This window comes from Sphingobacterium sp. UBA5670 (assembly GCF_002420705.1).
GTDB lineage: Bacteria > Bacteroidota > Bacteroidia > Sphingobacteriales > Sphingobacteriaceae > Sphingobacterium.
This window is the reverse complement of record NZ_DIIM01000023.1, coordinates 16,386-28,172: the sequence shown is the minus strand read 5'-3', so window position 1 is coordinate 28,172 and position 11,787 is coordinate 16,386. Positions and strand designations below refer to the sequence as shown.

Sequence of the window (11,787 nt, the reverse complement as noted above, 5' to 3'; positions counted from 1 at the left end):
CAAATGGCTTTTTTTTGTATCCTTACTTAAAATTGACAATAAAAAACAAAAAGTCAAACCAATATCATTATCGTTAAATAAAATCTATAAAAATAAAAAAACACTAAATTTTAATCAATTGAACCACTATTATTTACGATTATAACAAAACATCTAGACAATCTAGTGACAAATAATTAAAATAAGATTTCGATATTTGACTAACAAATTTAAAAAGTCAGGAAGTAATTACTGACATATTGAAACAAACTATTAAATAAAAAAGACATGAAAAAAGTTTTACTTACATTAACTGCCATTGCAGGTTTAACAATAGCAGCAAAAGCTCAAACTGAACAAGGGAAAATCATGGTTGGTGGCCAAATTGGCTTCGAAACTTCTAAAATTAAAGATACAGACCATAAAAACAATTCATTCTCTATCAACCCGACAGTAGGTTACTTTGTAAGCGACAACTTTGCGGTCGGAACTGGTATTGGTTATAACTGGGGAAAAACTGAAGCAGATAAAAATAATAGCGTTAAAAACGATGCTTTCCAGGTATCTCCTTTCGCAAGAAAATACTCTGCAAATGGACCTGTAAGATTCTTTGCTCAATTGTCAGTTCCAATGGCATGGGGTACAACCACAACTGAAGTAAATAACGTAGAGTCAAAAAATAAATTCGAATCATATGGTGTTGAATTGGCTCCAGGTTTAGCTTACTTCCCAACAAGCAAAATCGGCATCGAATTAAAAGTTAGAGGTTTATACTACAACTACAATAAAGACAAAACTAATGACGTTGCAGTAAACACATTCGGTTTGAATGTAAACTCTTTAGCACCAACTTTGGGCGTACAATTCCACTTCTAGTCGATAAGGAGTTTAACACTAGAAAAGGCTATAATTACTTATAGCCTTTTTTTATTTCCTCGAGTATCAAAGGTATCGTTTAATAATACGGAGTTTATGTGAGTAACGATTCAGTTCAGCATTAAAAATACCTTCCGTATCCATCCGGTCAATACGGACTTTCGCTGAGGCATGGATAATCGTATCGCGATCCAGCATGATCCCAACATGTGTAATCCTGCCATCGGCGTTATCAAAAAAAGCCAAGTCCCCTACCTGTATTTCTGAAATAAAATCCACAATCTCTCCCATCTCTGCCTGCTGATAAGCGTCGCGCGGCAAGGAAATACCAAAGCAACTATAAATCAACTGGGAAAAACCCGAACAATCAATCCCCCATTGTGAACGCCCGCCCCATAAATAAGGTGTATTCTTATAACTCAATGCCAGTTGCGCCACCTCGGTTTCAAACTGATTTTTGGAAAAAGGATTAAAACCACCTTGATAAGTTAGTCTTAATAGCGGAAAATCCACTGTATTTTCCGCTGTCAAATAAAGCTTCGTACCATGACAAAGTTGAAATCGATCCGTATCATTTAAAAGTATGCCTCCCTCCCTTCCAACTAAAATTAGTTTTCCGGAAAGATATTGCTGCATATCCAAATTATCAAACTTTTGAAACTGTCCGTTTTGTATCCAACCCAAATAGTCAGTTTCCAATAAACGTATTGATGTCCAATCGGCCTGTTCATCAAGAATCTCAAAAAGTTCCCCAAACAACACCTGAGAAACCATCTCACTACGGTGTGCCTGTTCTAAACGTAACGGAACGAGAGCTAGTGTACAAATACCATATTTCATGCGCTAAACAAAACAAAATCGTCAAAACTATGATTATATATTATATGACGAAGATAAATTAATTATAGTAGATATGGAGAATACAAATTCAAAATTCAAAAGAATACTCGTTGCTGTAGACGACGAACCATGCTCAGAAAAGGCAATACAGTATGCAAAAGATATGGCTCAGGTATTTGGAGCCTCTGTAGCCCTTGTCACTGTTATTCCTCCTACTTCTCCCGCCAACTTTGGCGCAGACCCGCTATTAGGCCAGCAACCCATCATCGTGCCAGAGGTATCTGAAATGGAACAGGATAATGCACAAAAATATCTTGAGAAAATAAGTCGCGAATTTACTGGATCAGGCGAAGTATATCTTTTTAACCGGATCGGATCCATTAAAGAAGAAATTCTTGCAGCATCGCATGAGTGGTCTGCGGATCTGATCATCATGGGTACGAATGGCCGTACTGGTTTTGACCATTTCATTTCTGGCTCCGTATCTGAATCTGTCATCCGCAAAGCGACCTGTCCTGTACTTGTTGTCCCCAGTAAATGTGAATGATATAGATCGGTTTAATCCAAGGCGAACGAGATCATCCCAAATAAAAGCTACCGTTCGCTATAAGACTGAATTGCATTGGATAATAAATCAGAAAGAATTCCTTGATTTAATAGAAAAATAGGTTACAAACGTAATAAACTATCCATATTCATAAAGAAGGCTATTTTTTCCGTTAAGAAAAAATAGCCTTTCAGAAAACGAAATGCAAAAATTACTTTTTAATCAGTCGTGCCACAAACATGCTATCCGCTTTTTCCTGATAACCTTTCAAATAATCCATGCGCTCTACTTCAAAGCCAAAATTATCTACAATGTATTGGACGACATCCTCATTTTCTGCTTTAAAAATAGAACAAGTGATATAAATCAATGGCTTTCCTATTTTCACGTGTCCAACCACATTACTGACAATATTTTTTTGCAGCGCATTGAACTCGGCAATCTTATGGGTCCGAAACTGTCTGACCATTTCCGGTGTACGCCCCCAGGTTCCCGATCCAGTACATGGTGCATCCAATAGCACACCATCAAATCGCTCACTTCCAAGAAGCTGAAAAGTATCTTTTGTGAGATCAAGGATTTTTTTTCGGTAATGTTTTATTCCCGCCCGGTCAAAACGTTCATCGAGATTTCGCAGAATACTCATCCGCACGTCGGAAACCAAAAGATTGACAGAAGGGCAACTGTCCATTAATAAGAGCGATTTACCTCCCGAGGCCGCACATGCATCCCACCAGGATTCTTTTTCAAGCGGCTGCATATAATCCAACGTACGTTGTGAAGAAAGATCCTGTACTTCAAAAATTCCTTCCAATGATTCAAATCGCTGTAATGAAGTCCCATTGTTCAACGCAATAGTCTGCTCTCCGATAAGGTTGTAGGGAATCTGGCTATCATCCAGGATAGCACACACGACTTTTGTTTTACCGCGTTTCACCCGGATATATAAAAGGGGTTGAATTAACTGACTTTCCAAAAACGGCGCCAAATCGACCTCTTCAGAAACATGATCGGTAAATGGAAAGACGTCTTTCAGTTTAAAAAAACCTTCAGACTCCAAGAATGCAATTTTATCTTTCAGTGGCAGGTTGAGTTTATCACCATATGAAGGTTCAAGAAGAGCTACCAATGGGCTTTCCTGTTCACATAGAAACTCAGCAAGCACCAACCTACGCTGCTGCGACAATTGCGAAGCCGCCATTCCTAGACGAAAATAATTGTAGCATAAACGGGAAGTAGACTTCCGGTCGGAAGACCCCATTTGCTTGTTCACCTTAAAAAAAGTAGTCAGATAGCGCGAAAATGGCTGATCCGCTTCAAAACCATCCATTGCGCGTTCAAAATTACGTATTTGCTGATGAACACGTCTTTCACTGAATTCAGCCATTCAAAGATTATTTTCTTTCAAATTTTTTGTTGTGATATACCATAATTCCAAGGGCCCGATTGGCATAACCCCATTTCGGATAGAATTCAAATTTGTAATCGCTATTCAATCCCGAAAACTTCTCTTGCGTCATTCGGCTGACATAGTCAACTCCATATTTATGAATTAATCGACCAAAATACATTCCCGCATCATAACCTTTATAAGAAAATTCAGATGGATCCACTTTGTACGCCGATTTATAGTTTCCGATAAATTTTTTTGCATCACTATCAGTCTCATCCACTAAATTAGAAGAGGTGATTGTCAGTCCATAAAAATCCATGTTTTCGAAATTTTCAAAAGAAAGTTTAGCCATATTTGGATGCCCATATAATTTAAACTGATTACCTGGGTTCAAAAAGCGTTCATCCATCGCATCCAGCAGCGCTTTCACTAGATTCTTATTGGCCGTTCCGGAGACAACATGATTGGTTCCTGTTAACACGAGACTGTTATTAAGCTCGTTGACGCTCATAACGGTTTTTACTTTTGCCTGCGCATTAGCTTTCGTAATTTCACTTGCAAAATTAACCAAAAACTGTTTACTTTCATCGTCACCGGCATCGTATATCAATATTTGATCTCCAGAATAATACTGACCAGCAATATATTTCGCTAATGTTTCCCCATGCGTCCGGATAGACGGTGTTATAGAAACCAGATTAGGTAAACTAAATTCAGAAGCCATAGTTGCAGCTAAAGGGGAAACTTGTAAGACATTTTTATTCACAAATGTCTGTCCGAAGCTTTTGATCTCACGTGGATATACAGGACCGACTACAAGCACAGCATCCTTGACATTGGCTGAAGTCCCTAAAGTCGCGTTGTAAGCAACATTGTCTCTCGAATCGATAACTTGCAAATCAAATAAAGCACCCTCTTTGGCAAGTTTGTCAAGACCTAGCTGAAAGCCCTGATAAAAATCGAGCGCCAAGGAAGAACGTTCTACATCTTCTTTTGTAATCGTACTGGCAATACCACTTAACTCGAATGGCAATAGTAGTGCTATTCGGTTATTTTTGACAGCATGACCATTGACGTCCTGGATATCGCCCACTTTAGCAATGGTCTTTTCTTTATCAACGGATGGTTTCGTCACAGCAGTATGCTGTTCGCCTTGACCAGAGGAAGGCGAACGTAATACTGTACTTTTTTTGGTTGTACAACTCGCAAGGCATAATGCTACGAGTGCCGCAACCCATATTTTATTCCCACTCAATTGTAGCGGGCGGTTTTGAACTGATATCATATACAACTCTGTTTATTCCTTTCACATGGTTGATAATTTCATTTGAAATTTTTGCCAACAGGTCATATGGTAAATGTATCCAATCCGCAGTCATTCCATCAAGAGATCCAACTGCGCGTAAGCTAACAACGTGCTCGTAAGTACGTTCGTCACCCATTACGCCTACAGAACGTACTGGCAAGAAAATTGTACCAGCTTGCCATACCTTATCGTACCAGCCAGCTTCTTTCAGATTATTGATAAAGATTGCATCCGCCTCCTGTACAATACGCACACGCTCAGGTGTAATATCACCCAATATACGAATTGCCAAGCCCGGTCCAGGGAATGGATGTCTGCCTAAAATAGCTTGATCCACTTCCAAAGCCTTTCCTACTCTTCTTACTTCATCTTTAAACAATGTTTTAAGCGGCTCTACAACTTTCAATTTCATGAAATCAGGTAAGCCACCTACATTGTGATGCGATTTGATTGTCGCTGAAGGCCCTTTAACAGAAACTGACTCGATAATATCTGGATAAATTGTTCCTTGTCCTAACCATTTTGCTTCAATTCCTTCAGGTAATTCCTTTTGAATTTCTTTCGCTGCCTCATCAAAAACATCGATAAACGAATTACCAATTATTTTACGTTTCTCTTCCGGCTCAGAAACACCAGCTAATCTACCATAGAATAAATCTTTTGCATTTATTCCTTTAATATTTAGCCCCATATTTTTGTAAGAATCCAGTACTTGCTCGTATTCATCTTTGCGAAGCAGACCATGATCGACGAAAATACAATGTAATTTTTTTCCAATGGCGTGATGCAATAATACTGCCGCTACTGTAGAATCTACTCCTCCAGATAACGCCATGATCACATGGTCATCACCCAATTGATCCTTCAATGAAGCTACAGTTGTTTCAACGAATGCGTCAGGTGTCCAATCCTGTGCACAGTCACAAATGTTGACAACGAAGTTTTTCAACAGAATAGCTCCATCAGTACTATGTGTTACTTCCGGATGGAATTGTATACCATAAGTACGTGTACCTTTAACCTGATAAGCGGCTACGCGAACTTTATCCGTACTTGCAATAATTTCAAAATTTGCTGGCACTTCTTTAATGGTGTCTCCATGCGACATCCATACCTGCGATTGAATCGGTACTCCTGCCAATAATTCATTCTCGCTATTGACAAACTGCAGATTTGCACGTCCATATTCGCGAATTTCAGAAGGTAACACTTCACCGCCCGATTTTTGAGCAATGTATTGTGCCCCATAACAAACTCCTAAAAGTGGGAAACGATCCTGAATAGCGACAAAATCAATCTGCGGTGCATCTTCTTGTCTAACGGAATAAGGACTGCCTGAAAAGATTACCCCTTTTACAGAGTCATCAAAATCTGGCAATTTATTAAACGGGTGTATCTCACAATACACATTTAGTTCTCTGACACGGCGAGCAATCAACTGTGTGTATTGAGACCCGAAGTCTAGAATTATAATTTTTTCTGGCATGCTGCAAAGGTAAGTATTACGAATGAATTATTAAATGTCAAATCAGGAAATAATACCTGCCTTTAACAGTTCTATTTCCATTTCTTTTTGGAGAACCAAAGCTTCTTCTCGAGCTTTTTCAGCAAAATCACGTCCTTTTGAGGCATAAATAATTCCCCTTGTACTGTTTACCAAAAGTCCACAATCTTTATTCATACCAAATTTGCAAACGTCTTCAAGTGAACCTCCCTGCGCACCGACACCCGGCACCAATAAAAAATGATCCGGCGCATGCTCTCTAATTTTAATAAATCCCTCACCTCGCGTCGCTCCAACTACATACATTAAATTATCAGGTGTGCCCCAGGTATTGACTTTATCGATTACCTGTTCAAATAACTGCAGTCCTGCTTTATTTTCAAAATTTTGAAAATCCAAACTACCCTCATTTGAAGTCAAGGCAAGTACGATTGCCCATTTATCTTTGAATTCCAAAAATGGTGTTACCGAATCCTTCCCCATGTAAGGCGCAATGGTGATACTGTCAAATCCAAGACCAGAAGTCTTTTCATCAAAAAAAGCCATGGCATAACGTCCCGAGGTATTACCGATATCGCCTCTTTTGGCATCTGCAATACTGAAACAATCCTTTGGCAGCGCAGCCCAGGTCTTTTGGAGTGATTGCCAACCCTTTATTCCATAACATTCGTAAAACGCAATATTGGGCTTATAGGCCACACATAGATCAGCTGTCGCATCAATAATCGCCTTATTAAAACTATAGATAGGATCCTCATCATCTAGAAGATGCTCTGGGATTTTAGTTAAGTCTGTGTCCAGTCCGACACATAAAAATGAGCGTTTCGCTTTTATTTGATGAATAAGTTCTGCTCTTGTCATGCTTATTTAAAGATCTTGAATTATTTATTGATTAAACCTTGAATGAATTTGTCTACGTCCGGGCTTGAATAATCTGCCATACCTTCATGTCGAGTAGCTACCCGCCCCTCTTTATCCAGTATAACAGTTGATGGAATTGATTCCGAAAGCCACTCTTTTGGAATATCGCTATTTGGAAAACTAATTGGTAAGGTCAGTTTCTGTCCTTTTACAAACGCCTCAGCTTTCGCTTTATCACCCTCGATCTCCACAATCAAAAAAACAATATTGGAGTTATCCTTATAGTTATCATAGAGCACATTGATCGAAGGCATTTCTGCACGGCAGGGAGGACACCAGGTTGCCCAAAAATTAATAAAAACAACTTTACCCCTCAAATCCCCCACTTTAACTGTTTCACCCTGCGAATTGACAAAGGACACATCACTGAAAACACTCTCCACAGCTCCTGTAACGGCTCCTTTAGGAGCTGCATTAACTTCCAATTTTGGTTTGAAAAAGCCTATTTTCATTAAAAGTTGCTGAAAATAACTTCGACTCGTGGGCCAGATCAACAAACCTATAAATAGTACAAATACAACATTTCCGATTATTTTCTTTGTCTTCGGACTCATATGTAAACCATTATTTCATGAGCACATAAGGCTCGTCCTGCCCTCAATAGGCGATATAAATTAACGATGAGCATTCCATAACTCCGAAATGCTAAAACAAGGTTAACCATCAGAAGAATTAAACGATTAAGAATCAAACTTATCCAACAACTTCAATAAAGTCGCAAAATCTTTTGGATATGGTGCATCAAAAACCATCTTATTCCCGTTCAACTCAAATTCAACATGCTTTGAATGCAAGGCGAAACGCTTCATAATAGGCTGTTCCTCTTCATCTTTAGACAAAGTATATCCCCTCTTCTTAATTTGAGACAAATACACTGGCTTACCGCGATACATGGCATCCCCCACAATAGCAGCGTGCTGTGTCGCCAAATGGATACGGATTTGGTGCATACGCCCCGTGATAGGCTTGCATTCCACTAAAGTATAATTCTTATAATATTTAATCGAATTAAAGATTGTCTCAGCAGGCTTTCCGTTTGCACGGTCAATAGATACATTTTTATTACCTTGATTCAAGATTGGTAAATCAACGAGCAGATCCTGAAAAGTATGCGTTCCGCCTATAATGGCGTGATAGATCTTATTCACTTTTCTTTTTTCAAACGCGATAGATATGGTGCGATACGTTTCCGGGTTTTTGGCAATTAATAAAATGCCCGAGGTCTCTTTGTCCAAACGGTGACATACCTGTGCATCAGGATGGTATTTCTTCGCCAAACGAAGAATATTGACCTCCCCACCCTCGCGTTCATCCAAGGATGCTACAAACGGCGGTTTATTGATAACAATCAAATTTTCATCCTCATGGATGATTAATTCTGAAAATTTGGGAAATTTAAATAGACGAGTCTCATTTTGTATCATTTTGCAAAAATACAAAACACAAGGCAGAATATTGGCCAATGTATGATAAAAAGCTTACTTTTGAACACACAATATAAGTTAAGATGTCTGTAAACAAAGAAATGAAACGAGTAAGCACAGCTATGCTACAAGCAATGAAAGAACGTAAAGAGAAGATTTCTATGCTTACAAGCTATGATTACTCCATGGCCAAAATGGTAGATCAAGCTGGTGTTGACGTTATTTTGATTGGAGATTCTGCGGCCAATGTATTTGCTGGCTACGAAACCACCCTGCCTATCACCCTCGACAATATGATTTACCATGCAGCGGCTGTTGCCAGAGGTACCGAACGTGCCATGGTACTCGCAGATTTGCCTTTTGGATCCTATCAGGGTTCGGCCAATGAGGCTTACAATGCGGCTGTACGTATGATGAAAGAATCTGGGGCGCACGCATTGAAACTGGAAGGTGGTTTGGAAATCATCGAAAATATCAAAAAAATCATCGCCGGAGGGATCCCTGTATGCGGACATCTCGGTTTAACCCCCCAGTCAATCAATAAATTTGGCAATTTTGGGGTGCGGGCAAAAGAAGAACAGGAAGCTGCTAAATTAATAGAAGATGCACTTGCACTGCAGGAGGCAGGCTGTTTTGCCATTGTTTTAGAAAAGATACCTGCAAGACTAGCCAAGACCGTGACCGAAAAACTGACAATTCCAACCGTGGGCATTGGTGCGGGGCCGGATTGCGATGGACAAGTACTCGTAGTCAATGACATGCTTGGCATGAATGCGGATTTTAAACCAAAATTTATGCGTCATTTTGCCAATTTACACGAGCAGATCACCAATGCAGTAGCCAACTACGTTGCTGAAGTGAAAGCCGTACAATACCCCAACGAAGACGAACAATATTAATCGGAAAATATGCGGTTTTTAGTCATTGGACTTATTATTCTTATTGCTTATCTGATGATACGCAAAAAATTCAATCTATTTGGGCTTTCTGAGGATATGTCCAGAAATTTAAAAACAGGTTTTCAGTTGATTGAAGCTTCGACTCCGGTCATCCAGGCAAATCTAAAGAAGAGCATCTCCAATGCCATTATGGGTATTATCCTCATTCTGATTACCGTCTTGCTCTTCATGAAGATAAAAATTGTACTGTTTCTGCTTCCGATTGCCTTTTTCCTGTTGGGTTATCTTTTTCTGTTCAACAACCACTTTAGTAAGCTCAAAAGTCAGCAGATTTGGTACAACGCCAAAACCAACGAGGTCTTTATCGAACAGTTAAAAGGCGAAAATTATACTTTTAACATGTTTCAGGATATACAGGCTATTCAGAAGATCGAATCGATACAAACGACCAAGGGGTTACTTTATGGCTACTATCGTCTCAAACTAAAGAATAGAATACTGGAAATTCCTTATTTAGTTGCGGAAAATAAACCCGTCAACAACATCTTTTTCGATACCATTGCCCAAAATTTCAAAATAGATGTTCAAAAACGCATTTTCCCAATCATTTAAAAACGAGCGAGTTGCACATCAAAAAAGAAAGTAGTATATTTAGGTAATCAATATAATTTGTTAAAACCAAAATATTTTACACTATGGGAAAAGGTGATATCAAGACCAGAAGAGGAAAAATATCGAATGGTTCTTTTGGAAAAAGAAGACCACATTTATCAAAAGCTGCGATCAAGCCAAAAGTAAACAATGAGGCTCCAAAAGAAGTGGAACAAAAAGCAAAATCAAAAAAATAGTAAACTGGAAGCTAGAAACTTATTTCTAGCTTTTTTATTACCCATCGTTCTCGCTATACTTATCTTGTCGTCCATTAATCAGGTTTTTGTCGTATTGTAAAATCCTTTTGACAACCGATATCCTCATAATAATAAACCTATATTTACCCGTTAAATGTAAAAAGTACATAAGAGAATATACCGTATGAATAAAAAATCCATCATTTACCTTCTTTTAGCCTGTGCTGTGTTTGGAGGTGGATACTTTCTGATAACTGCCAAAAAAGACAAAAAGGACGCGGATAAGCCTAATGGAAAAAAGGACATGCCAGTTCCGGCACAGGCGATCATTGCCAAATCTTCTGTCGCCGATCGATCCATTAATCTCTCGGGAAGTCTTGACGCAGAAGAGCAGGTTGAAATCAGAAGTGAGGTAAGTGGTCGAATTACAAAGATCTTCTTCGCAGAAGGTCAACGCATCAAGCAGGGCGAACCCTTGATAAAAATAGACGATATTGAACTTCAGGCACAATTAAAACAGGCCCAAACGACCAATCAGCTGAATGCGGAAAACGAACGCCGGGCCAAACTCTTGCTGCAAAAAGGAGCAATCAGTCAAGAGGAGTTTGATATTGCCAGTGCAGCCTTAAAAACCTCCTTAGCACAGATCCAGCTTATTCGGGCGCAAATATCCAAAACAACTATACGCGCCCCGTTTAGTGGTATGATCGGACTCCGGAATATTTCTGTCGGCGCAATTGTCTCTTCCAATACCCTGATTACAAACTTAGTGAAAGACAATCTTGTCAAGATTACTTTTGCAGTGCCGGAAAAATACAGCAATATCGTTAAGATAAATATGCCGATCGAGTTCAGCGTTGCCAATGATCCAACTATCATCAAAGCAAATATTTACGCCATTGAACCGCAAGTATCACTTAATACAAGAACACTCACCGTACGTGCCAGGGCAAATAATGAACAAGGTAAATTAAAAGTAGGTTCCTTTGTCAATGTTATCGTCCCCATCGAAGTTGAAAACGATGCCATCTCCATACCCACCGAAGCTATAGTGCCCATACAGGATGGAAAAAAAGTCTTTGTAATGCAACATGGCCTTGCCAAGGAAGTCAAAGTTGAAACAGGTGCTCGTACCGACAAAGACATTGTCATTCTATCTGGCATTAGTGCTGGCGACACGATTTTAACCACTGGAGTCCTGTCTTTAAAAGATGGAGCAAAAGTTAAGGTATCATTAGCTAACTAGTTGT

The 11,787-nt window shown here is 39.2% G+C and carries 13 protein-coding genes; 6 read left to right on the top strand and 7 right to left on the bottom strand.

Annotation, left to right across the window (positions count from 1 at the left end; translation table 11 throughout):
* Positions 1-267 precede the first annotated feature (267 nt).
* Entirely contained in the window at positions 268-855 is a 588-nt protein-coding gene (locus tag B3C94_RS21030; protein WP_293907442.1) for an outer membrane beta-barrel protein, read from the top strand.
* A gap of 66 nt (positions 856-921) precedes the next feature.
* Here the strand turns inward: B3C94_RS21030 and B3C94_RS21025 are convergent, their stop codons facing one another.
* Entirely contained in the window at positions 922-1,695 is a 774-nt protein-coding gene (locus tag B3C94_RS21025) for a C40 family peptidase (RefSeq protein ID WP_293907428.1), read from the bottom strand.
* Positions 1,696-1,768: 73 nt separating this feature from the next.
* On the opposite strand from B3C94_RS21025, the gene B3C94_RS21020 reads away from it, so the two are divergent.
* Positions 1,769-2,242, top strand: coding sequence for a universal stress protein (locus B3C94_RS21020; protein WP_293907426.1), 474 nt, complete (start codon positions 1,769-1,771; stop codon positions 2,240-2,242).
* A gap of 211 nt (positions 2,243-2,453) precedes the next feature.
* On the opposite strand, the gene B3C94_RS21015 is transcribed toward B3C94_RS21020, so the two are convergent.
* From B3C94_RS21015 to B3C94_RS20990, 6 genes are all read right to left on the bottom strand, one after another.
* Entirely contained in the window at positions 2,454-3,629 is a 1,176-nt protein-coding gene (locus B3C94_RS21015; protein ID WP_293907424.1) for an RsmB/NOP family class I SAM-dependent RNA methyltransferase, read from the bottom strand.
* Positions 3,630-3,636: 7 nt separating this feature from the next.
* Positions 3,637-4,920 carry an ABC transporter substrate-binding protein gene (locus tag B3C94_RS21010; protein WP_293907422.1) on the bottom strand — a complete coding sequence of 428 codons (1,284 nt, stop codon included), beginning with the start codon at positions 4,918-4,920 and terminating at the stop codon, positions 3,637-3,639.
* Complete coding sequence (gene guaA, locus B3C94_RS21005; RefSeq protein ID WP_293907420.1) at positions 4,877-6,427, bottom strand: glutamine-hydrolyzing GMP synthase; 1,551 nt, start codon at positions 6,425-6,427, stop codon at positions 4,877-4,879. The genes B3C94_RS21010 and guaA overlap by 44 nt, the downstream gene beginning before the upstream one ends.
* 42 nt (positions 6,428-6,469) lie before the next feature.
* Complete coding sequence (pyrF, locus tag B3C94_RS21000) at positions 6,470-7,306, bottom strand: orotidine-5'-phosphate decarboxylase (protein ID WP_293907418.1); 837 nt, start codon at positions 7,304-7,306, stop codon at positions 6,470-6,472.
* Between the two features lie 20 nt (positions 7,307-7,326).
* The gene (locus tag B3C94_RS20995; protein WP_293907416.1) at positions 7,327-7,920 is read right to left on the bottom strand and encodes a TlpA family protein disulfide reductase; all 594 of its coding nucleotides are present in this window, start codon (positions 7,918-7,920) and stop codon (positions 7,327-7,329) included.
* 126 nt (positions 7,921-8,046) lie between these two features.
* Positions 8,047-8,790, bottom strand: coding sequence for an RluA family pseudouridine synthase (locus B3C94_RS20990; RefSeq protein ID WP_293907414.1), 744 nt, complete (start codon positions 8,788-8,790; stop codon positions 8,047-8,049).
* Positions 8,791-8,873: 83 nt separating this feature from the next.
* Between B3C94_RS20990 and panB the strand changes: the two genes are divergently transcribed.
* The 4 genes from panB (at position 8,874) to B3C94_RS20970 (ending at position 11,783) form a co-directional block, all read left to right on the top strand.
* Positions 8,874-9,689, top strand: coding sequence for a 3-methyl-2-oxobutanoate hydroxymethyltransferase (gene panB / locus B3C94_RS20985; RefSeq protein WP_293907412.1), 816 nt, complete (start codon positions 8,874-8,876; stop codon positions 9,687-9,689).
* A 9-nt stretch (positions 9,690-9,698) separates the two neighbouring features.
* A complete protein-coding gene (locus tag B3C94_RS20980; protein ID WP_293907410.1) occupies positions 9,699-10,301 on the top strand; it encodes a hypothetical protein in 603 nt (200 codons plus the stop codon).
* 83 nt (positions 10,302-10,384) lie between these two features.
* Complete coding sequence (locus B3C94_RS20975; protein ID WP_293907408.1) at positions 10,385-10,537, top strand: 30S ribosomal protein THX; 153 nt, start codon at positions 10,385-10,387, stop codon at positions 10,535-10,537.
* Positions 10,538-10,721: 184 nt separating this feature from the next.
* On the top strand, positions 10,722-11,783 hold the full coding sequence (locus tag B3C94_RS20970) for an efflux RND transporter periplasmic adaptor subunit (RefSeq protein WP_293907406.1): 1,062 nt from the start codon (positions 10,722-10,724) through the stop codon (positions 11,781-11,783).
* Positions 11,784-11,787 lie beyond the last annotated feature (4 nt).

Excerpts from the sequence above, each read along its gene's own strand:
- B3C94_RS21030 (WP_293907442.1), top strand. The coding sequence starts at position 268 with ATGAAAAAAGTTTTACTTACATTAACTGCCATTGCAGGTTTAACAATA.
- B3C94_RS20975 (WP_293907408.1), top strand. The coding sequence starts at position 10,385 with ATGGGAAAAGGTGATATCAAGACCAGAAGAGGAAAAATATCGAATGGT.
- B3C94_RS20980 (WP_293907410.1), top strand. The coding sequence starts at position 9,699 with ATGCGGTTTTTAGTCATTGGACTTATTATTCTTATTGCTTATCTGATG.
- pyrF (WP_293907418.1), bottom strand. The coding sequence starts at position 7,306 with ATGACAAGAGCAGAACTTATTCATCAAATAAAAGCGAAACGCTCATTT.
- panB (WP_293907412.1), top strand. The coding sequence starts at position 8,874 with ATGTCTGTAAACAAAGAAATGAAACGAGTAAGCACAGCTATGCTACAA.
- B3C94_RS21020 (WP_293907426.1), top strand. The coding sequence starts at position 1,769 with ATGGAGAATACAAATTCAAAATTCAAAAGAATACTCGTTGCTGTAGAC.
- guaA (WP_293907420.1), bottom strand. The coding sequence starts at position 6,427 with ATGCCAGAAAAAATTATAATTCTAGACTTCGGGTCTCAATACACACAG.
- B3C94_RS20990 (WP_293907414.1), bottom strand. The coding sequence starts at position 8,790 with ATGATACAAAATGAGACTCGTCTATTTAAATTTCCCAAATTTTCAGAA.
- B3C94_RS21010 (WP_293907422.1), bottom strand. The coding sequence starts at position 4,920 with ATGATATCAGTTCAAAACCGCCCGCTACAATTGAGTGGGAATAAAATA.
- B3C94_RS21025 (WP_293907428.1), bottom strand. The coding sequence starts at position 1,695 with ATGAAATATGGTATTTGTACACTAGCTCTCGTTCCGTTACGTTTAGAA.
- B3C94_RS20995 (WP_293907416.1), bottom strand. The coding sequence starts at position 7,920 with ATGAGTCCGAAGACAAAGAAAATAATCGGAAATGTTGTATTTGTACTA.
- B3C94_RS20970 (WP_293907406.1), top strand. The coding sequence starts at position 10,722 with ATGAATAAAAAATCCATCATTTACCTTCTTTTAGCCTGTGCTGTGTTT.
- B3C94_RS21015 (WP_293907424.1), bottom strand. The coding sequence starts at position 3,629 with ATGGCTGAATTCAGTGAAAGACGTGTTCATCAGCAAATACGTAATTTT.